This is a genomic window from Micromonospora sp. R77 (assembly GCF_022747945.1).
Classification (GTDB): Bacteria; Actinomycetota; Actinomycetes; order Mycobacteriales; family Micromonosporaceae; genus Micromonospora.
Genome location: NZ_JALDST010000001.1, coordinates 5,102,733 through 5,126,950, shown reverse-complemented (window position 1 = coordinate 5,126,950; position 24,218 = coordinate 5,102,733). Strand labels below are relative to the sequence as shown.

The window sequence follows — 24,218 nt, the reverse complement described above, 5'->3', positions numbered from 1 at the left end:
TGTGCTGGCCTTCCGTTCGCGACTGCGGGACTCCGCTGCGCTGCGTTCCTCGCGCTCACCGGTGCTGGCCTTCCGTTCGCGACTACGGGACTCCGCTGCGCTGCGTTCCTCGCGCTCACGATGAGTACGCCGAGTTCTCGTGGACGTACGCGTGCGACAGGTCGTTGGTCCAGACGGTGGCCGCGGTGCCACCGGCGTGCAGGTCGACCCGGATGGTGACGTCCCGCCCGCTCAGGTCGACCTTGGACCGGTCCTCGGCGGCGGCGCCGCCCCGGCACACCCAGACCCCGTTGACCGCGACGTCCACGCCGTCCGGCTCGAACGCGGCCGACGTGGTGCCGACGGCGGCGAGGATCCGACCCCAGTTCGGGTCGTTGCCGAACAGCGCGGTCTTGACCAGGTTGTTGCGGGCGATCGACCGACCGACCTCGACCGCGTCGTCCTCGGTGGCCGCGCCGGCCACCTCGATGGCGATCTGCTTGGTGGCACCCTCGGCGTCGGCGATCAACTGCTGGGCCAGGTCGTGACAGGCCGCGGTGACCGTGGCGGTCAGCTCGGCCTCGGTCGGCTCGACGCCGGACGCGCCGCTGGCCAGCAGCAGCACCGTGTCGTTGGTGGACATGCAGCCGTCGGAGTCGATCCGGTCGAAGGTGACCCGGGTGGCGGCGCGCAGCGCGGCGTCCAGGGTGTCCGGCCCGGCCACCGCGTCGGTGGTGAGGACGCAGAGCATGGTGGCCATGGCGGGGGCGAGCATGCCGGCGCCCTTGGCCATGCCGCCCACGGTCCAGCCGCTGCCCTTCGCGACGGTGGTCTTGGGCCGGGTGTCGGTGGTCATGATCGCCTCGGCCGCCGCGGCCCCACCGTCCCGGGCCAGCTCGCGGATCGCCCCGCGCACCCCGGGCAGCAGCTTCTGCATCGGCAGCCGCTCACCGATCAGCCCGGTGGAGCAGACCGCCACCTCGCCGGCGCCGAGCCGCCGCCGGGGGCTGCTGGCGGTGAGCGCCGCGGCGGTGTGCTCGGCGGTGGCGTGGGTGTCCTGGAAACCGGCCGGGCCGGTGCAGGCGTTCGCGCCGCCGGAGTTGAGCACCACGGCGCGCACCACGCCGCCCCGGACGACCTGCTGGGTCCAGAGCACCGGTGCGGCCTTGACCCGGTTGGCGGTGAAGACGCCGGCGACGGTGGCGTCGGGGCCGTCGTTGACGACGAGGGCGATGTCGGCCGCGCCGCCGGCCTTGAGCCCGGCGGCGACGCCGGCGGCCCGGAAGCCGCGGGGGGTGGTGACGGTCATGGTGCTACTCCGAACACGGAAAGCCCGGTGGTCTCGGGGAGGCCGAGCATGATGTTGGCGTTCTGCACGGCCTGGCCGGCCGCGCCCTTGCCGAGGTTGTCGACGGCGCTGACCACGATCACCCGGCCGGAGTCGACGTCGACCGTGGCCTGGAGGTGGCAGGAGTTGGAGCCGGCGGTGGCGGCGGTGTGCGGCCAGGCCCCGGCGGGCAGGACTTGCACGAACGGCTCGTCCGCGTACGCCTGCGCCAGCACCTCACGCGGGTCGCCGTCGCCGGTCGGGACGGCGGTGACGGTGGCGAGGATGCCGCGCGGCATGGGTGCCAGCACCGGGGTGAAGGAGAGGCTGGTCGCGCCGGTGGCCTGCTTGATCTCCGGTACGTGCTGGTGGGCGCCGACCTTGTAGGGCGACAGGTCGCCCATCACCTCGCTGCCGAGCAGGTGCGCCTTGGCGGACCGGCCGGCGCCGGAGGTGCCGGACGCGGCGACCACCACCACGTCGGCGGGGAAGACCGCGCCGGCGGCGATCAGCGGCGCGAGGGCCAGGGTGGTGGCGACGGCATAGCAGCCGGTGCTGGCGACCCGGTTCGCGGCGGCGATGGCGGCGCGCTGACCGGGCAGCTCCGGCAGGCCGTAGGTCCAGGCGCCGGCGTGCGGGCCGCCGTACCAGCCGGCCCAGGCGTCGGCGTCGTGCAGCCGGTGGTCGGCGCCGAGGTCGACCACCCGGACCGTCTCGGGCAGGGCCGCGGCCAGGGCCGCCGACTCACCGTGCGGCAGCGCCAGGAAGACCAGGTCCGCGTCGGCCAGGGTGGTCGGGTCGGTCGCGGTGAGCACCAGGTCCAGCCCGGCGAGCTGCGGGTGTACGGCGGTGACGGGCTGGCCGGCCTGGCTGTGCGCGGTGGCGGCGACCAGGTCGAACTCCGGGTGGCCGGCGACCAGGCGCAGCAGTTCGCCGCCGGCGTAACCGCTCGCTCCGGCGACCGCTACTCGGATGCCCATACCCACCTCCGCATGACTATGCAGTGAAGCGTAGTGCCGCCTCGGCTGCCACTGCAAGTTCATGCACTCCACTGCATGGAAATGTGGCGGTGACGGCGGTCACCACATTGACAGAACGGGATGCGGACCGGGATGCTCAGAGAGCGCTCTCACAGATGACAAGTGAGGACGTACCCCACCAACCACACCCGTTTCCCCACCCGCTCCGCGGTCGACCCGACCGCGTCGAAGGAGTCGTCGTTGCGCATCACGAGGAGATTCGTCGGAATCCTGGCGGCGCTCGTCCTGGCCACCGCCACATCCATCGGAGCGGCCACGCTGGCCCGGGCCGTCGGCCCGAACCTGCTGCCCTTCACCGTCACCAACAGCACCGGACGCGCCGACGCCGTGCACCTCTACGTGCTCGGCGTCGACCTCACCTCCGGCCGCCTGGGCTACGTCAACTCCGACGGCGCCTTCACGCCGTGGCCGGCCGGCGGCCTGCCGCCCACCCCCGCCCCGGACGTGTCCATCCCCGGCCCGGCCCTCGGTGCGAGCACCGTGTTGAAGATCCCGCGCAACCTGTCCGGCCGGGTCTACTTCTCCTTCGGCGAGAAGCTGAAGTTCTTCCTCACCCCGGACGGCCTGGTCCAGCCCGCCCCCTGGGCGGCCGGTGACCCCAACCGGGACATCCTCTTCGACTGGTCGGAGTTCACCTACAACGACTCCGGGCTCTGGCTCAACAGCTCACAGGTGGACATGTTCGCCGTACCCCACGTGGTGAGCGTGACCGGCGCCGACGGCGCCACCCGGAGCACCGGCGCCCTCGTCGACGACGGCCGGAACAAGGTGATCGACGCGGTCCGGGCCCAGCCCGGCTGGGGCAACTCGGTGCAGACCCGCGCCGACGGCACCGTGCTGCGGGTGCTCTCCCCCGGCAAGGCCGCCGACGCCGGCCTGTTCAGCGCCACCTACCTCGACCCGTACGTCACGGCCGCCTGGAACACCTACGCGACGAGGACGCTGACCGTGGCGCCCTTCGCCGAACAGCCGACCGTGAAGTACTTCGGGCGCACCAGCGGCGACACCATGACCTTCACCGACGGCGCCGGCCAGCGGGTCGCCTCGTTCACCAAGCCGTCCAGCTCCGACGTGTGGGACTGCGACGGGGCGCTCGCCGCCCCCAACGACCTCGTGGTCGGACCGATCGCCCGTACCCTCTGCGCCGCGCTGCACCGCTCCACCCTCGCCGGCCGGGACGTGCAGCCCTCCGGCGGGCCGGCCGACTTCTACCAGGGCACGCTCACCAACCACTACTCCCGGATCGTGCACGCCAACATGGTCGACGGAAAGGCGTACGGGTTCGCCTTCGACGACGTGCAGAACCAGGAGTCCCTGGTGCACGACGGCGACCCGCGCGCCGCCGGCATCACGCTCAGCCCGTTCGGCCCCGGCGGTGGACCGACCAGCCCGCCGCCGAGCCCCACCCCGACCAGCGCCAGCCCCTCGCCGACCGTGACCAGCAGCCCGCCACCGGCCTGCGACGACGGCAGCGGCGCCATGAGCCGGATGCTGCAGGCCAACGGCTCGCTGACGTTCCTGCCCCGACCGGCCACCACCGTGTCGCTGCCGGCCGCCGCCGGCAACCACGACGGCACCCCCACCAACGCCGAGGTCTTCACCGCCTGCGGCCTCAACGGCCGGTACGCCGGCGGAAGCACCGGCTTCGACCTGCTCGTCGACGCCGGCACCGCGGCCGGCGACGGGGTCCAGGCCCGGGTCTCGTACGACCTGACCGGCGACGGCACGTTCGACCGGGTGGAGACCTACCGCTACTTCGCCACCGACCCGGTCACGGGCGTGGAGCACTACCGCCAGACGCAGGGCCTGGCCTCCGCCACCGGGACCCTCGGCGACCTGCGCAACGGCACCGTACGCGTCGAGGTCTGGAACGCCATCGGCGGCACGGCGACCACCCTCGGCGTCGGCAACGGCTCGACCATCACCCTGCCGCACAGCGGTGACACCCCGCCCCCGCCGAGCCCCACTCCGTCGGCGTCGGTGTCGGTGTCCGACAGCCCGTCGCCGGACCCGACGATGAGCCCGTTCGGGCCGCAGCTCTACCTGGAGGAGCCGAACCTGCTCTGGCAGCGCCCGGCGGGCACCGCGCAGGCCACGATCGCGGCGGCCAACGGCAGCTGGGTGGGCACCCCGCACACGCCCCGGGTCTACCGGTCGGGCAACCTGACCGCGACGTACACCGGGGGCACGACCTCGTTCCGCCTACTCCTGGACGCCGGCACTGCGGTCGGCAACGGCACCCAGGTGCGGGTGTCGTACGACCTGACCGGCGACGGCACCTGGGACCGGGTGGAGACCTACAACTACTACGCCACCGACCCGGTCGTCGGCTGGGAGACCTACACCCAGAACCAGGGCCACATGTCGGCCACCGGCACCCTCGGCAACCTGCGAGGTGGCCTCGTGCAGGTGGAGGTCTGGAACGCCATCGGGTCGGCGTCGACCAGCCTTGCCGTTGGCGACCAGTCCAGCATCGCCCTGCCGTACACGGCCTGACCGGCCGGCAGGGGCCCTGACCGGGCCCCTGCCGGCCCCGCTCAGGCGCCGCGGAGGGTGGCGTCGACGCGGCGGGCGGCCTCGGCGACGGCGGCGTCGCGGGCCGCCACCGCCTCCTCGACGGTCAGCGTCCGGTCCGGGGCCCGGAAGGTCAGCTTGTACGCGAGCGACTTGCGCCCCGCGCCGAGCTGGTCGGAGGCGTACACGTCGAAGAGCCGGACGGCTTCCAGCAGGTCACCGGCGCCCTCGGTGAGGGCACGCTGCACCTCGGCGGCCGGGACCGACTCGTCCACCACCAGCGCCACGTCGATCAGCGCCGGCGGGAAGGTGGAGATGGCCGGCCCGGTCACCGTCGGCGCGGCGGGCACCGCGTCCAGGTTCAGCTCCATGGCGCTGGTGCGGCGGGGCAGCTCCAGCGTCGCCACCACGGTCGGGTGCAGCTCACCGGCGTACCCGACCACCGCGTCGTCCACCAGCAGCTCGGCGCAGCGGCCGGGGTGCCAGGGGGCGTGCTCGGCGGACCGGACGGTGACCCGGTCGGCGGGGATGCCGGCGGCGGCGAGCACCGTCCGGGCGGCCTCGACCGCGTCCGCCCAGCCGGCGGCGCGACCCGCGCCCCACCAGCCGGCCGGCTCGAGCTCCCCGGCTAGCACCGCGGCGACGTGCCGGGGCTGGTCCGGCACCACCGCGTCGGCGGCGGCGAACTCGGCGTCGGTGGGTCGCCGGTCCACGCCCATGGCGGGCGGGGCGCCGACACCGGCGCGCGGGTGGAAGACCGCACCGATCTCGTAGATCGCCACGTCGCGCAGGCCCCGGCCGATGTTGCGCTTCGCGATGCCGAGCAGCGGGCCGAGCAGCGTGGTCCGCAGCAGCGGCTCCTCCTCCGACAGCGGGTTCGCCACCCGCACCGCCGGGCGGCGCGGGTCGTCGGCCGGCAGGCCGAGCTGGTCGGCGAGGCCGGCGGCGACGAACGGGTGCGCGAGCACCTCGACGTACCCGCGCTCGGCCAGCGACCGGGCCACCGCCCGGCGGCGCTGCTGCTGCCAGGTCAGGCCACGGCCGGCGGGCGCGGTCGGCAGCACCGACGGCACCCGGTCGTACCCGTCGAGGCGGACCACCTCCTCGACCAGGTCGGCCGGGTCGGTCAGGTCGGGCCGCCAGGTCGGCGGGGTCACGGTGAGCACGTCGCCGGTGCCGGCGGGCACGCCGACCTCGCCCGGGTCCTCGCCGAGCCGGTCGGCGCCCCGGGTGACCGTGCAGCCGACCAGCTCCAGCAGCTCGACCACCCGCTGCGGCGAATAGCCGACCCCGACCCGCCGGGACGGCAGGTCGGCCGGCAGCACCACCGGGGTACGCGGCCGGACGTGGTCGAGGTCGAGGATCTCGTCGGCGACCGTGCCCCCGGCGTGCTCGGTGAGCAGCCGCACCGCCCGCTCCAGGGCGACCAGCGACAGGGCCGGGTCGACGCCCCGCTCCCAGCGCTTCGCCGCCTCGCTGAACAGCTTGTGCCGGCGCGCGGTCCGGCCCACCATGGCCGGATCCCAGTGCGCCGCCTCGAAGAGCACGTCGGTGGTGGACGCGACGACCTCACTGGTCTCGCCGCCCATCACCGCGGCGAGCGAGATGGGCCCGGTGTCGTCGCAGATGACCATGTCCTCGGCGGCCAGGGTGCGCTTCACGCCGTCCAGGGTGGTCAGCTTCTCCCCCGGCTCGGCGCGGCGGACCACCAGCGGCCCGCTGATCCGGTCGGCGTCGAAGGCGTGCATCGGCTGACCGAGTTCGAGCATCACGTAGTTGGTGATGTCGACCGGCAGGGAGATGCTGCGGATCCCGGCCACGGTGAGCCGCCGGGCCATCCAGCCGGGGGTCGGCGCGGTCGGGTCCACGCCGCGCACCAGCCGGGCCGAGAACCGGTCGCACCCCACGGTGTCGCGCACCTCGACCGGGTACGCCGGCTCGGCGGTGCCGCCCGGCGCGGCGACCAGACCCGGGTCGCGGAACTCGACGGCCAGGGCGTGGGCCAGTTCCCGGGCCAGGCCGCGCAGGCTCAGCGCGTACCCCCGGTCCGGGGTGATCTCCAGCTCGACCACCACGTCGTCGAGCCCCACCACGGGCCGCGCGTCGTCGCCGGGCTTGGCTGTGGTGTCCGCCGGCAGCACGATGATGCCCGAGTGGTCGTCGCCCAGGCCCAGCTCCTTCGCGGAGCAGATCATGCCGTGGGAGTTGCGCCCGTACGTCTTGCGCGCACCGATGCGGAAGTCACCGGGCAGCACGCCGCCGGGGAGGATCACCACCACCCGGTCGCCGGGGGCGAAGTTGCGCGCCCCGCAGACGATCTCCTGCGGCTCGCCGGTGCCGTTGGCGGCGCCCACGTCGACCCGGCAGAACCGGATCGGCTTCTTGAAGCCGGTCAGCTCCTCGATCTCCAGGACCTCACCGACGACCAGCGGACCGGTGACGGTCTCCCGCAGGTCCACCATCGACTCGACCTCGATGCCGAGGTCGACCAGCGCCTGCTCCAGGTCGCCGGTGGGCAGGTCGGCGGGGAGGTCGACGTACTCCCGCAGCCAACTGACAGAAACTCGCATGACTCTTTACCACCGTCTCCGTAGCTCGTGGCGCCGCTCAGGCCCCGAACGCGCGGGTGAACCGCACGTCGCCCTCGGCCATGTCCCGCATGTCGCTGACCCCGTGCCGGAACATCACCGTCCGGTCGATGCCCATGCCGAAGGCGAATCCGGAGTAGACCTCCGGGTCGATGCCGCAGGCGCGCAGCACCCGCGGGTTGACCATGCCGCAGCCGCCCCACTCGACCCAGCGCGGCCCGTCCCGGTGCTCCGGGAACCAGACGTCGAACTCGGCGGACGGCTCGGTGAACGGGAAGTAGTGCGGGCGGAAGCGGGTCTTCGCCCCCTCGCCGAACATGGCCCGGGCGAAGTGGTCCAGCGTGCCGCGCAGGTGCGCCATGGTGATGCCCTTGTCCACCACCAGGCCCTCGACCTGGTGGAAGACCGGCGCGTGGGTGGCGTCCAGCTCGTCGGTGCGATAGACCCGGCCGGGCACGATCACGTAGATCGGCGGCTTGCGGGTCAACATGGTGCGCGCCTGCACCGGCGACGTGTGGGTGCGCAGCACGAGACCCGAATGCTCGGCGCCGGCCGGCGGTGCGATGTGGAAGGTGTCCATCAGGCCGCGGGCCGGGTGGTCGGCGGGGATGTTCAGCGCGTCGAAGTTGGTCCACTCCAGCTCGACCTCGGGCCCCTCGGCCACCTCGTAGCCCATCCCGACGAACAGGTCGCTGATCTGCTCCATCAGGGTGGACAGCGGGTGCCGGGCGCCGCGCGGGCGGCGGTCGTACGGCAGGGTCACGTCGACCCGCTCGGTGACCAGCACCCGCTCGGCCTGCTCGCGCTCCACCGTCTCCTGCCGGGCGGCGTACGCGGCCTCGATGGCGCGCCGGGCCTCGTTGACCCGCTTGCCGGCGTCGGACTTCGCGGCCGGCGGCAACGCGCCGATCTCCCGGCGGGCCAGGGAGACCGGGGACCGGTCACCGAGGTGCGCGGGACGCAGCGCGGTCAACGCGTCCGGGTCGGCGGCGGCGGCGAACGCCTGCTCGGCGTCGGCCACGGCCCCGGCCAGGGCGTCCGGGTCGAGCAGGGCGACCTGCTTCGGGTCGTACGGATCGTTGCGGTAGCTCATGGCGTACGGGCACTCCCTCACGGCGGCGCCGACCCTCACGGGTGGCTAGGCGAGTCTACGGACGCGCGGCTGCGCCGCTGCCCGCCGGTGGGAGTTACGCGCAGGAGGAAGGATCAGGCCCGCCGCCCGCCGACACCGGCGGGCTGGATAAACGAACGCCGAGACGCGTTCATCACGTGGCCGACTCCCCTGCTGTGTGGACCGCGCGACCGGGTGCCGGTCAGCGCAGCGCTCTGGCTGAAGCGTACAGGCAGACGGCGGCGGCCGCAGCCAGGTTCAGGCTCTCGGCGCGCCCGTGCAGCGGCACCCGGACCCGGGCGTCGGCGGCGGCGGTCAGTTCCTCGGGCAACCCGTGCGCCTCCGAGCCGAAGAGCCAGGCGGTCGGGGCGGCGAGCCGGCCGTAGTCGATCAGGTCGTCGAGGTCGCTGTCGCCGTACCCGGTCGTGGCGAGCACGGTGAGCCCGGCGGCGCGCAGCGCGGCGACCACGTCCAGCGGATCCGGTGCCCGGACCACGTCGACGTGGAAGAGGCTGCCGGCCGACGCCCGCACGCACTTGCCGTTGTACGGGTCGACCGCCTCGCCGGCGAAGACCACCGCGCCCGCGCCGGCCGCGTCGGCGGTGCGCAGCACGGTGCCGGCGTTGCCCGGGTCACGGATCTCGGCGAGCACGGCGACCAGGCGCGGCCCGTGGGCCAGCGCCTCGACCAGCGGCACGTCGAGGTGCCGGCAGACGGCGACCAGGCCCTGCGGGGCGACGGTCTCGGCGAGTGCCGCGAGGCCCTCGTCGGTCACCTCGGAGACGGGTACGTCGGCGTGGGCGGCCTGCGCCGCGAGGTCGGCGTACCGGTCGAGGGCGGCCGGCGTACCGAACAGTTCGGTGACGGTCCCGGCGCGGGCCAGGGCCTCGCGGACCGCCTGTGGGCCCTCGGCCAGGAACCGGCCGGCGGCCTCGCGGTCCCGGCGGCGCTGCAGCCGACGGGCGGCGACCACTCTCGGGGTACGCGGGGTGAACGGGCCGGAGACAGCGTCGAGGCGCCTCCCGGGCGATGGTGACTGCATGGGAGACGCCTCGATCTGCTGCTGCGGGTGGATCAGGCGGCCTGGGCCGCGGCGCCACCGGTGCCCTCGGCCGCCACGGCGGCGCGGGCCAGCTCGACGATCGCGGCGAACGCCGCGGCGTCGTTGACGGCCAGGTCGGCCAGGATCTTGCGGTCGACCTCGATGCCGGCCAGGCGCAGGCCCTGGATCAGCCGGTTGTAGGTCATGCCGTTGGCCCGGGCGCCAGCATTGATGCGCTGGATCCAGAGCTGCCGGAAGTCGCCCTTGCGGTCGCGACGGTCCCGGTAGGCGTACTGCATCGAGTGCAGCACCTGCTCCTTGGCCTTGCGGTACAGGCGGGAGCGCTGACCGCGGTAACCGCTCGCGGTCTCCAGCAGGGTACGACGCTTCTTCTGGGCGTTAACAGCCCGCTTGACGCGTGCCATCTCAACTCCTTCTTCGGTTCAGGTGGCGCGCGTCAGCGGCCGAGCAGCTTCTTGATGCGCTTGGTGTCGACCTTGGCCAGCTCGACCGTGCCGGTCAGCCGCCGGGTCTGGGTGGACGCCTTCTTCTCCAGGTTGTGGCGAAGGCCGGCCTGCTGGGCGACGATCTTGCCCTTGCCGGTCACCTTGACCCGCTTGCCCATACCCGTGTGGCTCTTCATCTTCGGCATGTGGAACGTCTTCTCCCTGTTACTGGCCGCTGGTGTCAGCGGTCGGGCCGGTCTCGCCGGCTGCTGCGGTCTCACCGGCCGCCGGGGTCTCGCCGGCCTCCGGAGCACCGGTCTCCTCCGCCCGTTCCCGAGGCCCACCACGGGACGCCGTCGCGGCGACCGCGGAGGCCTTCACGGCCCGGTGCGGAGCGAGCACCATGATCATGTTTCGACCGTCCTGCTTCGGAGCGGCCTCGACGTATCCCAGGTCCGTGATCTCCGACTCGAGCCGGCGCAGGAGCCGGTAACCCAACTCCGGGCGGCTCTGCTCGCGACCGCGGAACATGATCGTCACCTTGACCTTGTCGCCCGCCTTGAGGAACCGCACCACGTGACCCTTCTTGGTCTCGTAGTCGTGCGGGTCGATCTTCGGCCGGAGCTTCATCTCCTTGATGACGGTCTGCTGCTGGTTACGCCGCGCTTCGCGCGCCTTGAGTGCGCTCTCGTACTTGAACTTGCCGAAGTCCATGAGCTTGCACACCGGCGGGCGCGCCATCGGCGCAACCTCGACCAGGTCCAGGTCGACGTCCGCGGCCAGCTGCAGGGCGCGCTCCAGCGGGACGATGCCCACCTGCTCACCCTCAGGGCCGACCAGTCGGACCTCACGTGCCCGGATCTGCTCGTTCACGCGTGGTTCGACGCTGATGTGGCCTCCTCGAGTCGAGTCTCCTGCGGTGCCGACTCCGCGGACTCCCGGGCGGGAGCCAACCCGGAAAGCAGAAGGCCCCGGCGCATGCCAGGGCCCGCTCGACCGGTCGGCACGATCACATGATCGCGCATCCGGGACCGGGACGTGCCCGGAACCGGGGACCGGACCCGGCCGCCGTCAGGGCGACTCGGGTGGGAGCAGGCGCTCCGCTTCAAGACCGCCCGCACGTCGGAACGGGGGCAGTCTGGTCGACTCCGCAACACTACACCCCTCGCCCGACCAGCCCCAAACCAGGGCCGCCGGTCGGCGCGGCGGCAGCAGTGGCCACGGGCGGCCGAGGCGGACCGGGCGGGGCTCGGCGGGGGCCGTGGGCGGCCCGGGTCGGGCCGGGCCCGGGTTCAGCGGGTGGCGGCGTCGCCGGCGAGCGCGGCCAGGTGCGCCGCGTGCAGCCGGCGCAGCGCCTGGACCCCCTCGACGGCCAGCTCCTTGTCGGCCGCCTGCAGGGCGACCATCGGCAGCAGGTCGTCGTCGTGCAGCTCCAGGCTGGCCCACGGGGCACCCCGGTCGAACCGCACCCCGCGCACGACCTCCCAGGGCAGGTCGTACGAGCCGAGCACGTTGCGCACCCGGACGCCCCGCGCGTCGGCCACCACGCGGGGCCGGGTGAAGAGCAGGATGCCGAGCGCGCCGAAGACCCCCAGGCCGACCATGGCCAGCTGGTCGCCGCGCTGGAAGGTGCCGTAGCCGTCCCCGGTGCGCCCGGTCAGCGACGTCGCCACCAGGCTGAACACCACCAGCAGGGCGGCCGCCGACACCCAGCAGACCAGCCGGGTCCGGCGCGGCCGCACGGTCACCTGTGCTTCGCTCACCCGACCAGTCTGCCATCCGGCTCGGCGCTGCGGTCCGGCGCCACACGGATCGCCGGCCGCCGCCGGACGCCGGCCACCAGGACCGCGACCAGGGTGAGCGCCGCGCCGGCCAGCACCGGCAGCCGTACGCCGGCCCCGTCGGGCAGCAGCACGTCCAGCAGCAGGGCCCCGCCGAGCTGCCCGGCGACCAGCGCCAGGCCGGTCCGCAGCACGCCGACCGCGCGCACGCCGACCAGCAGGGAGAGCACGATGCCGACGCCGAGCAGGCCACCGCCGTACCACCACCACTGGGCGGGCCAGCTCGGGCGGGCGGCGAACGCCCCGACCAGCGCGGCGACCGCCAGGATCACCGGGGTGCCGACGGCGAAGTTGACCGCGATCCCGGCGGCGGTGGTGCCGGCGGCGGAGACCCGCCCGTTCAGCGCGGACTGGAGGGCGACCGCCAGCCCGCCGGCCACCGCGATCAGGACCGTGCCGACCGCCAGCTCACCGACCGGCCGGCCGAACTGGGCCAGGGTGACCGCCGCGATGCCGAGCAGCGCCCCGGCCACCCGGGGCACGGTGAGCGGCAGCCGCCCCACCGGGGCCAGCCCGACCCGGTCGGCGGCCAGCCCGCCGAGGCTACCGCCGGCAACCTGGGCGATGGTGAAGACGGCCACCCCGAGCACCGGCACGACGTAGGTGGCGATCACCACGATCGCCGCGCCCCCGAGCCCGCCCAGGTAGGACCACCAGGGCAGTCCGGAGCGGCGCAGCGCGCCCAGCCCGACGCGCATCGACGGTACGGCGAGCAGCCCCACCGCCACCAGCAGGCTGCCGCCGAGGTTGTTGACCACCGCGCCGAGCACCGGGTTGCCGGCCCGCTCGCCCAGCCCGGCGTTGACCACACCCTGCGCCGCCGAGGCCGCCCCGCCCAGCACGACCAGGGCGAGGGCGGCCGACGGCGGCAGCGGTCTCACAGCCGGCAGGCGTGGATGTTGGTGACCAGGATCGCCCGGGCGCCCAGCTCGTAGAGCTCGTCCATGATCCGGTGCACGTCGTCGCGCTTCACCATCGCCTGCACCGCGACCCAGCCCTCCCGGTGCAGCGGGGAGACGGTCGGCGACTCGATGCCCGGGGTCAGCGAGCTGGCCCGCTCCAGCAGGCCGGCCGGCACGTCGTAGGCGAGCATCACGTACCGGCGGGCGACCAGCACCCCGTGCAGCCGGCGCAGCAGCTGCTCGGCCTGGGCGCAGGCGGGCGCGCCGGCCCGACGGACCAGCACCGCCGCCGAGCGCAGCAGCGGCTCACCGAAGACCACCAGACCGGCCTGGCGGAGCGTGGCGCCGGTCTCCACCACGTCCGCGACCACGTCGGCGACGCCCAGCCGGATGGCGTTCTCCACCGCGCCGTCCAGCCGGATCACGTCGGCCTCGACGCCCACCTCGGCGAGGTAGCGCTGGACCAGTCCGGGGTACGCGGTGGCGATCCGGTGCCCGCCGAGCTCCTGCACCGAGTGCACGTCGTCGGGGCGGGCGGCGAACCGGAAGGTGGCCCGGCCGAAGGCCAGGTCCACCACCTCCTCGGCCGGCGCGCCGGAGTCGATCAGCAGGTCCCGGCCGGTGATCCCGACGTCGAGGTCACCGGAGCCGACATAGGTGGCGATGTCCTTGGGGCGCAGGTAGAAGAACTCGATGTCGTTGGGCTCGTCCCGGCAGACCAGGTCCTTCGGGTCGGTGCGCTGGCGGTAGCCCGCCTCGCGCAGCATCTCGGCGGCCTTCTCGGCCAGGGCGCCCTTGTTGGGTACGGCGACACGCAGCATGACGGAGTGCTCCTTCGATCGGGTCTGATCAACGGGTGGAGGCACTCACAGATGTCGGTAGACGTCCTTGAGCTCGAGACCGGTGGCGAGCATCAGCACCTGGGCCTGGTAGAGCAGCTGGGAGATCTCCTCGGCGGCCCGCTCCGGGCCCTCGTGCTCGGCGGCCATCCACGACTCGGCCGCCTCCTCGACGACCTTCTTGCCGATGAAGTGCACGCCCTTCTCCAGCGCGGCGACCGTGCCGGAGCCCGGGGTGCCGGCGGCGGCCTTGGCCTGCAGCTCGGCGAACAACTCCTCGAACGTCTTCACGCCGCGATTCTTCCAGCCACCCGGGGTCACCCCGCCCACCGGGTCCACCCCCGTCGCCTTCCTCACGCGCCGCACCGGCCACCCGTCCGGTGACCGCACGTCCGCGGGCCGCCCCGCGCGACACCCACCCGCCCGCTCACTCCCGCGCCCGGTGAACGTGCTCAGGCGAAGCCGACGCGCTGGGCGGCGTTCGTGGCGAGGGCGCGGACCGCCAGCGCGGCGTCCAGGGCGGCCACGGTCGCCGCCCAGCCCTTGTCCTCGGCGGAGCCGGGCAGCCCGGCCCGGTCGCGGGCCTGCTCGATCGTCTCCACGGTGAGCACCCCGTGCGCGACGGGCTTCCCCTCGTCCAGCGCGACCCGGGTCAGCCCGTCGGTCACCGAACGGCAGACGTAGTCGAAGTGGGCGGTGGCGCCCCGGACCACCACGCCGAGGGCGACCACCACGTCGTACCGGCGGGCCATCGCCTGGGCCACCACGGGCAGCTCGACCGAGCCGGCCACCCGGGCCACCACCGCCCGCGCGCCGCACGCCTCGGCCGCCGCGACCGCCCGGTCGACCATGTGGTCGGTGAGGTCACCGTGCCAGCGGGCGGCCACCACGCCGACGGTGAGGCCCGCCGCGTCGACGGCGTCCACGCCCGGTTCGCCGAAACCCGCCATGTCTACGCTCCGATCTCGTCGCCGTCGACCGGGCGGCCCATCGGCGCCTCGGTCACCTCGTCGAACTCGTCCAGCAGGTGCCCCATCCGGTCCCGCTTGGTGCGCAGGTAGCGCACGTTCTCCGGGTTCGACCGGATGGGCAGGCCCTCCCGGCCGCTCACGGTCAGGCCGTAGCCCTCCAGCCCGGCCCGCTTGGCCGGGTTGTTGGTGAGCAGCCGCATCGACCGGACACCGAGGTCGTAGAGGATCTGGGCACCGGTGCCGTAGTCCCGGGCGTCGGCGGGCAGCCCCAGGTCGAGGTTCGCGTCGACGGTGTCCCGGCCCTGGTCCTGGAGCTGATACGCCCGGAGCTTGTGCAGCAGGCCGATCCCGCGCCCCTCGTGGCCGCGTACGTAGAGCACCACGCCGCGCCCCTCCTGCGCCACCCGGGCCAGGGCGGCCTGCAACTGCGGCCCGCAGTCGCAGCGCAGCGAGCCGAACACGTCCCCGGTGAGGCACTCGGAGTGCACCCGGACCAGCACGTCCCGCCCGTCCCCGAGGTCGCCCATGACCAGCGCGACGTGCTCGGCCGAGTCGTGCTCGCTGCGGTAGCCCAGCGCCCGGAACACCCCGTACGGGGTGGGCATCCGCGCGTCGGCGACCTGCTCGACCTGCTTCTCGGTACGCCGCCGGTGCGCGATCAGGTCGGCGATGGTGATCAGCGTCAGCCCGTGCTCGGCGCAGAACTTCTCCAGGTCCGGCAGGCGCATCATGGTGCCGTCGTCGTTGACCATCTCGCAGAGCACGCCGGCCGGCCGCAGGCCCGCCATCCGGGTCAGGTCGACGGCCGCCTCGGTGTGCCCGGACCGGCGCAGCACCCCGCCCTCGCGGGCCCGCAGCGGCACCACGTGCCCGGGGCGGGCCAGGTCGGTCGGATCGGTGTCGGCACTGGCGAGCAACCGGATGGTGTGCGCCCGGTCGGCCGCCGAGATGCCGGTGCTGATCCCCTCCCGGGCGTCCACGGTCACCGTGTAGGCGGTGCCGCGCCGGTCCTGGTTGGTGTGGTGCATCGGCGGCAGGTCCAGCCGGTCGCACTCGCTCTCGGTCAGCGGCACGCAGATGTAGCCGGAGGTGTAGCGGACCATGAACGCGACCAGTTCCGGGGTGGCCAGCTCGGCCGCGAAGATCAGGTCACCCTCGTTCTCCCGGTCCTCGTCGTCGACCACGACGACGGGCCGGCCGGCGGCGATGTCCGCCACCGCCTGCTCAATGCTGCCGAAACTGGTCATGCCACAGCCTCCGAGTACGTCGGGGGGATGGGGGTGCGGGCGGGCGGGTTGGCCCGCGAGGTACGCCACCAGGCGGCGAAGCCCCAGGCGCAGAAGGCGCCGTAGACCAGGTACATGGCGGCCGACGGGTAGAAGCCGCCGTCCAGCAGCAGCGGCACGCCGACCGCGTCGACGGCGATCCAGACCAGCCAGAACTCCACCCAGCCGCGGGCCATGCCATAGGTGGCGAGCAGGCTGCCCACCAGGATCCAGGCGTCCGGCAGCGGCCCCCAGGAGCCGAGCGCGGCCAGCACCGGGTAGGCCGCGGCGGTGCCGGCCACCGCCACCGCGAGCAGGACGAGCCGTTCCCGGCCGGTGGCCCAGCGCGGCAGCACCGCCGGCTGCTCGCCGCCGCCGGAGCGGCGGTTGCGCGACCAGCGCCACCAGCCGTAGACGCTGACCGCGAAGAAGAAGACCTGCCGGCCGGCCTGACCGTAGAGGTCGTGCGCCTGCGGGGTGGTGAAGACCCCGCCGAGGAAGACGGTGAACAGCAGGGCGTTGCCGATCATGCCGACCGGCCAGGCCCAGACCAGCCGGCGCAGCCCGAACAGCGCGGAGGCCAGCCCGAAGACGTTGCCGACGATCTCCCGGACCAGCACCGGCGAACCGGCGACCTGGACCTGGGCGTCGAGCAGCCACCCGAGCGGGCCCATCAGCGGCCACCGCCGGCGAGCCGGTCGCCGAGCAGCCGCTCGACGTACTTGGCCAGCACGTCGACCTCCAGGTTGACCGGGTCGCCGGGGCGCTTCGCGCCGAGCGTGGTGAGCTTCAGGGTGGTCGGGATCAGCCCGACGGCGAACCAGTCGTCGCCCACCTCGGCGACGGTCAGCGAGACCCCGTCGATGGTGATCGAGCCCTTCTCCACCACGTACCGGGCCAGCCCGGCGGGGAGCCGGAAGCGGACCGTCTCCCACTGCGCGGCCGGCTCCCGGGAGATCAGCTCGCCGACCCCGTCGACGTGCCCCTGCACCAGGTGCCCGCCGAGCCGGCTGCCGAGCGCGGCGGCCCGCTCCAGGTTGACCGGGTCGCCGGGGCGCAGCCCGCCGAGCGCGGAACGGCGGAGCGTCTCCCCCATCACGTCGGCGGTGAAGGTCCCGCCGTCGACGTCCACCACGGTCAGGCAGACGCCGTTGACCGCGATGGAGTCGCCGTGCCGGGCGTCGGAGGTGACCAGCGGGCCCCGGATGGCGACCAGCGCGGAGTCACCCCCGGTCTCGGTGGTGCGGACGACCTCGCCCAGCTCCTCGATGATGCCGGTGAACATGTCAGGCCTCCCTCTTGCGGGGCAGCGCGGTGATCCGCAGGTCGGGGCCGACCTGCGTGACGTCGGTGAGTTCCAGGTCGATGGCGTCGGCGATGGTGCCCACGCCGGCGTCCAGCAGCGCGGTCGGGCCGGCGCCGAGCAGCTTCGGGGCGACGTAGCCGACGACCTTGTCGACCAAGCCGGCGGCGAGGAACGCGCCGGCCAGCCGGGGGCCGCCCTCCAGCAGCGCGGCCCGCACGCCGCGGTGGTGCAGCTCCGCGAGCAGCGCCGGCAGGTCGACCCGGCCGTCCGGGCCGGCGCCGACCTCCGCGGCGGTGGCGATCCAGGTCCGGGCGGCGCCGTCGCGGACCGGGCGTCGGCCGGGGTACGCCCCGAGCTGTCCACCACCACGCGCAGCGGCTGCCGGATGGCCAGGGTGCCGTCGCGCAGGTTGCGGGCGGTGAGCCGGGGATCGTCGGCGAGCACGGTGCCGACCCCGGCGATGACCGCGTCGACGGTGCCGCGCAGGGCGTGCACGTCGATCCGGGCGGCCTCGGAGGTGATCCACATGCTGCTGCCGTCGGCCGCGGCGGACCGCCCGTCGAGGGTGGCGGCGTACTTCCAGATCACGTACGGCCAGCCGCGGCGCATCGAGGTGAGCCAGGCGACGTTTCCGGCCTCGGCCTCCGGCCCGCGTACCCCGAACTCGACCTGGACCCCGGCGGCGCGCAGGGTGGCCGCGCCCCCGGAGGCGACCGGGTTGGGGTCGGGCACGGCGACCACCACGCGGGCGACGCCGGCGGCGATCAGCGCGTGGCTGCACGGCCCGGTACGGCCGGTGTGGTCGCAGGGTTCGAGGGTGACCACGGCGGTGCCGCCACGGGCCCGCCGGCCGGCCTGGGCGAGTGCGACGATCTCGGCGTGCGGTCCGCCGGCGTACGCGTGGAAGCCCTCGCCGACGACCTCGCCGTCCGGGTCGAGCAGGACGCAGCCGACGACCGGGTTGGGGCTGGTGGTGCCGAGCCCCCGGGCGGCCAGCGCGATCGCGCGACGCATCGCCTCGTCGACGGAGACGCTCGCCATCGCCTGCCCCTGCCCTCTCGCTCGCCGGTGCACGCGCGGCGGGGAGGGACGGCAGGATGCCGCGGGCGGGCGGCGGCGGAGATCCGGGGACGGCGGAGCCGACCCCGAGGGGCCCACGCGGCGGCCGAGGGTGTCAGCCGGCCGACAGGGGCCTCCCCGTCCCGCGCGCTGTCTCCCATCCGGACTTTCTGGGAACGGACCAGCCGTCCCCAACCGTCGGCCCCGGATTCTCACCAGGTCCACCGGGCGGCCGAAGCCGTCCGGGTCGCGGGCTTACCACGGTCGGACCGTGGATCACCGCCGGTTCGGAATTTCACCGAGCCCCGCCAGCGCGTGGTGGGTACACGGGAAGTCTTACACGCCGGGCGGGGGGTCGCGCCAGAGAGGCGAGCTACCTCACAGGGAAGTCCGCACGATCACGTAACGCCGCGGCGGCGGTCGACCGCCACGTACGACCCGGGTTGGCTCTTGGCGACCGTCTTCATCTCGGAGGCGACCGCGATCGCCTCCAGCGGGTCGGTGAACCGCTTGCTCGCGTCGGAGAGCGAGACGCCGATGGAGAGGGTGACCAGGGCGGCCCGCCGGATGTTGCCCCGGCGGTCCTTCAGCTCGACGAACCCGCGCTCGGCGTCGGTCGGGTCGTAGAGCGCGTCGGCGGCCTGCTCGAAGTCGACCACCGCCCGGCTGGTCAGCGGGCGCACCTGGCCGGGCGTGCAGACGATGACGAAGTCGTCGCCGCCGACGTGGCCGAGGAAGGCCGGCGGCAGGCCGATCGAGACCACCGCCCGGTGCAGGCTGCGGGCCAGCGCGGAGATGAACTCGTCGCCGCGGACGAAGCCGTACCGGTCGTTGACGCTCTTGAACCGGTCGATGTCGATGTAGCCGACGGCGTAGTCGACGCCGTTGCGGACCCGGTCGCTGATCTCGCGGCGGATCCGGCTGTTGCCGGGCAGCCCGGTCAGCGGGGAGACCTCGCGGAACTCCTTGTTGCGGCGCAGGGTGGAGTGCACCCGGGCGATCAGCTCCAGGGTGTCGAAGGGTTTGACCAGGTAGTCGTCCGCGCCGACGCTGAGGCCGTTGACCTTGTCGACGGTCATCCCCTTGGCGGTCAGCATGATCACCGGCAGCGCGGAGGTCATCGGGTCGGCGCGCAGCCGGCGGGTCAGCTCCAGCCCGTCGACCCGGGGCATCATCAGGTCGACCACGGCCAGGTCGGGGCGCTGCCGCTCGATGACCTCCAGCGCCTCCTGGCCGTCACCGGCGTGCAGCACCTCGAAGCCGTGCAGCCGGAGGTTGAACTCGACGAAACGGGCGATGTCCTCGTCGTCGTCGACGACCAGGATGACGTCGGGTCGCTCGCCGGCCGGCTCCACCTCAGGCCCCGGTGGCCGCGCGCTCCGCCAGGGCCCGCAGGCGGCGTACCGCCTCGGCCGGATCGTCGGCGCCGTAGACCGCGGTGCCGGCCACGAAGGCGTCCGCACCGGCCGCGGCGGCCTGCTCGATGGTGTCGGCGGCGATCCCGCCGTCGACCTCGATGCGCAGCTCCAGGTGGCCGCTGTCGACGTGCCGCCGGGCGGCGCGCACCTTCTCCAGCAGCTGCGGGATGAACCGCTGCCCGCCGAACCCGGCCTTGATCGTCATGATCAGCAGGGTGTCGAAGCTGGGCAGCAGCTCCAGGTACGGCTCGATCGGGGTGTCCCGGTCGATGGCCAGCCCGGCCTTCGCCCCGGCCGAGCGCAGGTCCTTGGCCAGCGCCACCGGGTCGTCGCACGCCTCGGCGTGGAAGGTGACGTTGTACGCCCCGGCGTCCGCGTACCCGGGCGCCCAGCGGCGCGGATCGGTGATCATCAGGTGCACGTCGAACGGGATCTCGGTCACCGCGCGCAGGCTCTGCACCACGGGCAGCCCGATGGTCAGGTTCGGCACGAAGTGGTTGTCCATCACGTCCACGTGCAGCCAGTCGGCGGCGCCCTCGACGGCGCGGACCTCTTCGGCGAGACGGGCGAAATCGGCGGCCAGGATGCTGGGGGCGACGATCGGCGGCGGTACGGTCACGGGGCCAGTGTACGAACGCGGCCACCCGCCGCCCGCAGCGCGGCACCGACGGAGACTCGCTGTGACCCAGCCGTGACCAGTGGTGCAGAATCGGACCCTCCGGGCCGAAATTCCGAACGAATAGCCACCTGCGACTGGCCGAACGACGGAAACACGGCGACACTCCAACAGGGACGGTCACATGTGCCGCACGCCCCGTGGCGGGAAGACGCCGCACCGGGTGCGCGGCGAGGCGACTGTCAGCTCCCGGGAAGGGCGGACGATGCGACGGTGGCTCGTGGCGCTGGCGCTGGCCGGCACGGCGACGGTGGCGCTGGGCGGTTGCGTCCAGCCGCACCGGGCGGACGGTGACCTGATCGACGACTGGCCCCCACTGTCGGCGCCCCGCCTGTTCGTCCCCGCCACGGACGCCTGCCTGCCCCGGATCACGCCGGTCGTGCAGGCCGGCACGTACGAGACGGTGGAGTGCGCGCGCAGCCACCTCGCCGAGGCCGTGCACGTCGGCATGTTCACCGGGGCCACCGCCGGCGGCACCCGCCCCGAGCCGGGCTCCCCCGCGCTGCGGACCGCCCGGGCCGAGTGCGACCAGCGGGCCCGCGAGGCGATCGGCGGCGACTGGCACGCCGCCCGGCTCACCCTCAACATCGCGCTCCCGTCGGTGACCGGCTGGCTCAGCGGCGCCCGCTGGTACCGCTGCGACCTGAGCGAGACCGACAGCATCGACAACACCCGCCCGGTGAACCGGGTGGGCAGCCTGCGCGGCGCGCTGGTCAGCGACAACCCGCTGGTGCACCGCTGCTTCGACCCGAAGCTGATCGGCAACAACCTCAACTACATGGCCCCGGTGCTCTGCACCGAGCCGCACCGGGCCGAGTTCGTCGGTGTCTATGTCGAACGCGACATGAGCTGGGCGGTCTTCACCCGCTCCAGCCAGCAGGTGCACCGGCGGTGCATGGGACTGATCGCCGCCTTCGCCGACGTGCCGAACAACAGCGACCTGCCGTACCGGGCCGGCTCGATCTTCTATCCGCCGTCGCAGCGGGAGTGGGAGGAGGGCGACCGCGGGGTGCGCTGTTTCCTGTGGAGCGACGACCGGCGGCTGACCCGCTCGATGCGCGGCGTGGGGCCGAAGGGACTCCCCGCGATCTGAGCCCCGGTGCCGTATGCTGCACCGCCGTGGCGTACCCCGGCGGTCGGAGCCGGGCCCACGGCGGACGGGGAGGTCGAGGCGATGCGGCGCTGGTGGACGGCGGTCGTCCTGGGTACGACGGCGGCGCTGGCGCTCGCCGGCTGCGGCACACCGACCGGTGTGGACCGGGACGTGGCCGACGACTGGCCGGCCCTCGGCCCGGCGAAGAGCTTCCTGCCGGCGAACGGCGTCTGCCACTCGACCGTCCAGGACATCGGCTACCTGACCGGTTACAACCCGGTCGACTGCACCGGGCCGCACCGCGCGGAGACCCTGCACGTCGGCACGTTGACCGGCATGGACGCCAATCGTGGCGCTCCCCCGCGGCCCGCCTCCACCGGCATGCGGAAGGCCGCGGCCGAGTGCGACCGGCAGGTCAGCCGGGCGGTCGGGGCGGACTGGCGCACCGGGCGGCTGCACGTCACCGTCATCTTCCCGTCGACGCAGGCCTGGTCGGGAGGCGCCCGCTGGTTCCGGTGCGACGTCTCCGAGACCGTCAGCCTGGACGACTTCGGCGTCAGCCCGCGTACCACCAGCCTGCGCAACGCGCTGGCCGCCGGGTCCCCGCTGGCGTACGGCTGCTTCAACCCGAAGGTGGTCAAGGAGGACATCGACGAGATGCGCCCGGCCGCCTGCACCGCGAAGCACCACGCCGAGTTCGTCGGCGTCTGGCAGGCCCCGGACGTCCCGTACGCCACCTTCGCCAAGTCCCGGCAGCGCACCCACCAGGCCTGCCGGTCGCTGATCGCCAAGTACGTGAAGGTGCCCGACAACAGCGACATGCAGTACCGGGCCGGCACGATCATGTACCACCCCTACGAGGAGGAGTGGAACAACGGCAACCACGGCGTGCAGTGCTTCCTGTGGCTGGACGACCGCACCCTGACCCGCTCGGTCGCCGGCGGCGGCAGCAAGGCCCTGCCGGTGCAGTGAGCGGGGTGGGCCGGCCGGCCCACCCCGCCCCTGCGCGACTCAGCCGACCTGCAGCGTCACGTCGTCGATGACGAAGCTGGTCTGCAGCGAGGCGTCCTCGACGCCGGTGAACTTCAGCGTCACCGTCTGGCCGGCGTACGCGCCCAGGTTGAAGGTGCGCTGGGTGTAGCCGCTGGCGGCGTTGACGTTCGAGTACGTCGCCAGGGTGGTCGTGCCGACCTGGACGGTCAGCTTGTCGTACGCCGTGGAGCCGGTCTCGGCGGTGTCGATGTGCAGCCAGAACGCCAGGGTGTAGCTGGAGCACCCGGCCGGGACGCTCACCGACTGCGACAGCGTGTCGGTGTGGCTGCTGCCGTACCCGTCCAGCCACGCCTTGTACGACCCGCCGTGCGCCGCCTGGCTGGTCGAGTTGGTGATCACGCCGGAGGAGGCCGTCCACGGCGTGCTGCCCGACTCGAAGCCGCTGTTGCCGATCAGTTGGCCGCCCGCGCAGCCACCCGTACCGGTCACGGTGAGGCTGTAGGTGGCGGTGCGGGTGACCGCGCCGGTGCCGGTGACCGTGATGGTGAAGGTGCCGGTGGTGGCGGTCGACGAGGCGCTGACCGTCATGGTGGCGGAGCCGCCGGAGGTCACCGACGACGGGCTGAACGACACGGTCACGCCGCTCGGCGCGCCGGAGGCGGAGAGGTTGACGGTCTGGGCGGTGCCGCTGGTGGTCGTGGTGCTGACCGTCGCGGTGGTGGAGCCGCCCCGGGCCACGCTGCCGGAGGTGGGGCTGACCGCCACCGAGAAGTCGTTGGTCGAGGTGCCGCCGACCGCGAGCTGCCAGATGGCGTACGCGACCCCGTCCGCGCTGCGGTTGAGGATGGTCGCGTTGATGTTGCTGGTGGTGTCGCAGGAGCGGTGGTAGCAGCCGTCGTACGCCGCGCCGGCGGTGCCGCCCCACTTGCTGGCCTGCGCGGAGGTCTTGGTGGCGCTGGCGCCCGCGGCGTAGCCGGAGGTCTGGATGCCGGCGTTGGCGAACGAGTAGTCGTCGGAGCGGCCCTGCCCCTCGACGTTCTCCTCGGGCTGGATGCCGAAGCTGTCCCAGTACTCCTTCAGCGGCGCGGCGGTGGCGGAGGTGACCCGGTTGATGAAGTACCCGCCGTTGGGCGAGGCCACCATGTCGAAGTTGTAGTAGCCCTTGATGTAGCTCTTCTGGGTGGCGCTGAGCTGGCTGACGTAGAACTTCGAGCCCTGCAGGCCCTGCTCCTCGCCGTTCCACCAGGCGAACCGGACCCGCTTGGTCATCGTCGGGTTCTGGCTCGCCAGCACCAGCGCGTTCTCCAGCAGGGTGGCCGAGCCGGAGCCGTTGTCGTTGATGCCCGGGCCGGCGGAGACGCTGTCCAGGTGGGCGCCGAACATGACCACCTGGTCGGCGGGGCCCTGGGGCCACTCGGCGATCAGGTTGCTGGCCGGGTAGGTGCAGGTGGTGCAGGTCTGCTCGGTGACGGTGTAGCCGGCGGCCTGGAGCTTGCTCTTCACGTAGCTGACCGAGGCGGTGTAGCCGGCGGAGCCGGCCCGCCGGGTGCCGCCGTTGTTGGTGGCGATCGTGTTGAGCTGGGTCAGGTGCGCCTGGACGTTGGTCACCGAGACGTCCGGGGCGGCGGCGAGCAGGGCGGGGGCGGCGGCCGGGCGGGCGGTGGCGGCGGCCGGGACGGCCAGGGTCGCCGTCATGGCGGCGAAGAGGGCGAGCGCGAGGCCGGCGGCCGGCGTTCTCCGTCTCATGGGGACTCCTCGTGGGGTCGGCGGGGGTGCCTTCGGGGCGGCCCGACCCGTGGGCTCCGGGG

22 protein-coding genes, 1 pseudogene and 1 riboswitch are annotated in these 24,218 nt (G+C 73.7%); of the genes and pseudogenes, 3 read left to right on the top strand and 20 right to left on the bottom strand.

The features are described from left to right. Positions 1-115: 115 nt before the first annotated feature. Positions 116-1,288, bottom strand: a complete 1,173-nt coding sequence (gene argJ / locus MRQ36_RS24160) for a bifunctional glutamate N-acetyltransferase/amino-acid acetyltransferase ArgJ (protein ID WP_242798968.1) — start codon at positions 1,286-1,288, stop codon at positions 116-118. Beyond that, positions 1,285-2,286, bottom strand: a complete 1,002-nt coding sequence (argC, locus tag MRQ36_RS24155) for an N-acetyl-gamma-glutamyl-phosphate reductase (RefSeq protein ID WP_242798966.1) — start codon at positions 2,284-2,286, stop codon at positions 1,285-1,287. Before argC ends, argJ begins: the two co-directional genes overlap by 4 nt. A gap of 240 nt (positions 2,287-2,526) precedes the next feature. Here argC and MRQ36_RS24150 point away from each other — a divergent pair, with 240 nt between their 5' ends. Then, on the top strand, positions 2,527-4,842 hold the full coding sequence (locus MRQ36_RS24150; protein ID WP_242801335.1) for a beta-1,3-glucanase family protein: 2,316 nt from the start codon (positions 2,527-2,529) through the stop codon (positions 4,840-4,842). A gap of 41 nt (positions 4,843-4,883) precedes the next feature. On the opposite strand, the gene pheT is transcribed toward MRQ36_RS24150, so the two are convergent. From pheT to rpe, 17 genes and pseudogenes are all read right to left on the bottom strand, one after another. Beyond that, on the bottom strand, positions 4,884-7,430 hold the full coding sequence (gene pheT / locus MRQ36_RS24145) for a phenylalanine--tRNA ligase subunit beta (RefSeq protein WP_242798964.1): 2,547 nt from the start codon (positions 7,428-7,430) through the stop codon (positions 4,884-4,886). Positions 7,431-7,467: 37 nt separating this feature from the next. Beyond that, entirely contained in the window at positions 7,468-8,541 is a 1,074-nt protein-coding gene (pheS, locus tag MRQ36_RS24140; protein ID WP_242798962.1) for a phenylalanine--tRNA ligase subunit alpha, read from the bottom strand. Positions 8,542-8,761: 220 nt separating this feature from the next. Further along, positions 8,762-9,601 carry an RNA methyltransferase gene (locus MRQ36_RS24135; protein ID WP_242798960.1) on the bottom strand — a complete coding sequence of 280 codons (840 nt, stop codon included), beginning with the start codon at positions 9,599-9,601 and terminating at the stop codon, positions 8,762-8,764. Positions 9,602-9,633: 32 nt separating this feature from the next. Further along, positions 9,634-10,026: a 50S ribosomal protein L20 gene (gene rplT, locus MRQ36_RS24130; protein WP_030335718.1), complete on the bottom strand. Its 393-nt coding sequence runs from the start codon at positions 10,024-10,026 to the stop codon at positions 9,634-9,636. A 32-nt stretch (positions 10,027-10,058) separates the two neighbouring features. Then, entirely contained in the window at positions 10,059-10,253 is a 195-nt protein-coding gene (gene rpmI / locus MRQ36_RS24125; RefSeq protein WP_242798958.1) for a 50S ribosomal protein L35, read from the bottom strand. 19 nt (positions 10,254-10,272) lie between these two features. Next, positions 10,273-10,920 carry a translation initiation factor IF-3 gene (infC, locus tag MRQ36_RS24120; RefSeq protein ID WP_242798957.1) on the bottom strand — a complete coding sequence of 216 codons (648 nt, stop codon included), beginning with the start codon at positions 10,918-10,920 and terminating at the stop codon, positions 10,273-10,275. A gap of 419 nt (positions 10,921-11,339) precedes the next feature. After that, positions 11,340-11,810 carry a PH domain-containing protein gene (locus MRQ36_RS24115; protein ID WP_242798956.1) on the bottom strand — a complete coding sequence of 157 codons (471 nt, stop codon included), beginning with the start codon at positions 11,808-11,810 and terminating at the stop codon, positions 11,340-11,342. After that, positions 11,807-12,769: a DMT family transporter gene (locus tag MRQ36_RS24110; RefSeq protein WP_242798955.1), complete on the bottom strand. Its 963-nt coding sequence runs from the start codon at positions 12,767-12,769 to the stop codon at positions 11,807-11,809. The genes MRQ36_RS24115 and MRQ36_RS24110 overlap by 4 nt, the downstream gene beginning before the upstream one ends. Beyond that, positions 12,766-13,611 (bottom strand): ATP phosphoribosyltransferase, encoded by an 846-nt coding sequence (gene hisG, locus MRQ36_RS24105; RefSeq protein ID WP_242798954.1) that lies wholly within the window; start codon positions 13,609-13,611, stop codon positions 12,766-12,768. Before hisG ends, MRQ36_RS24110 begins: the two co-directional genes overlap by 4 nt. Positions 13,612-13,656: 45 nt before the next feature. Further along, entirely contained in the window at positions 13,657-13,920 is a 264-nt protein-coding gene (locus tag MRQ36_RS24100; RefSeq protein ID WP_036375234.1) for a phosphoribosyl-ATP diphosphatase, read from the bottom strand. Positions 13,921-14,081: 161 nt separating this feature from the next. Next, positions 14,082-14,579, bottom strand: a complete 498-nt coding sequence (gene ribH, locus MRQ36_RS24095) for a 6,7-dimethyl-8-ribityllumazine synthase (protein ID WP_242798953.1) — start codon at positions 14,577-14,579, stop codon at positions 14,082-14,084. Positions 14,580-14,581: 2 nt separating this feature from the next. Further along, on the bottom strand, positions 14,582-15,847 hold the full coding sequence (locus MRQ36_RS24090; RefSeq protein WP_242798952.1) for a bifunctional 3,4-dihydroxy-2-butanone-4-phosphate synthase/GTP cyclohydrolase II: 1,266 nt from the start codon (positions 15,845-15,847) through the stop codon (positions 14,582-14,584). Continuing rightward, positions 15,844-16,539, bottom strand: coding sequence for a nicotinamide riboside transporter PnuC (pnuC, locus tag MRQ36_RS24085; protein WP_242798950.1), 696 nt, complete (start codon positions 16,537-16,539; stop codon positions 15,844-15,846). Before pnuC ends, MRQ36_RS24090 begins: the two co-directional genes overlap by 4 nt. Next, on the bottom strand, positions 16,539-17,150 hold the full coding sequence (locus tag MRQ36_RS24080) for a riboflavin synthase (RefSeq protein WP_242798948.1): 612 nt from the start codon (positions 17,148-17,150) through the stop codon (positions 16,539-16,541). Before MRQ36_RS24080 ends, pnuC begins: the two co-directional genes overlap by 1 nt. A 1-nt stretch (position 17,151) precedes the next feature. After that, positions 17,152-18,212, bottom strand: a pseudogene (gene ribD, locus MRQ36_RS24075) (bifunctional diaminohydroxyphosphoribosylaminopyrimidine deaminase/5-amino-6-(5-phosphoribosylamino)uracil reductase RibD). Positions 18,213-18,375: 163 nt separating this feature from the next. After that, a riboswitch (FMN riboswitch) is annotated at positions 18,376-18,547 on the bottom strand. A gap of 81 nt (positions 18,548-18,628) precedes the next feature. Beyond that, entirely contained in the window at positions 18,629-19,585 is a 957-nt protein-coding gene (locus tag MRQ36_RS24070) for a response regulator (RefSeq protein ID WP_242798946.1), read from the bottom strand. A gap of 1 nt (position 19,586) precedes the next feature. Then, positions 19,587-20,267: a ribulose-phosphate 3-epimerase gene (rpe, locus tag MRQ36_RS24065; RefSeq protein WP_242798944.1), complete on the bottom strand. Its 681-nt coding sequence runs from the start codon at positions 20,265-20,267 to the stop codon at positions 19,587-19,589. Between the two features lie 262 nt (positions 20,268-20,529). On the opposite strand from rpe, the gene MRQ36_RS24060 reads away from it, so the two are divergent. Together MRQ36_RS24060 and MRQ36_RS24055 are read left to right on the top strand one after the other, a co-directional pair. Beyond that, on the top strand, positions 20,530-21,417 hold the full coding sequence (locus MRQ36_RS24060; RefSeq protein WP_242798942.1) for a septum formation family protein: 888 nt from the start codon (positions 20,530-20,532) through the stop codon (positions 21,415-21,417). An 81-nt stretch (positions 21,418-21,498) separates the two neighbouring features. Then, positions 21,499-22,389, top strand: a complete 891-nt coding sequence (locus MRQ36_RS24055) for a septum formation family protein (RefSeq protein ID WP_242798940.1) — start codon at positions 21,499-21,501, stop codon at positions 22,387-22,389. A 39-nt stretch (positions 22,390-22,428) separates the two neighbouring features. Here the strand turns inward: MRQ36_RS24055 and MRQ36_RS24050 are convergent, their stop codons facing one another. Further along, a complete protein-coding gene (locus MRQ36_RS24050) occupies positions 22,429-24,156 on the bottom strand; it encodes a M28 family peptidase (RefSeq protein ID WP_242798938.1) in 1,728 nt (575 codons plus the stop codon). Between the last annotated feature and the right edge of the window lie 62 nt (positions 24,157-24,218).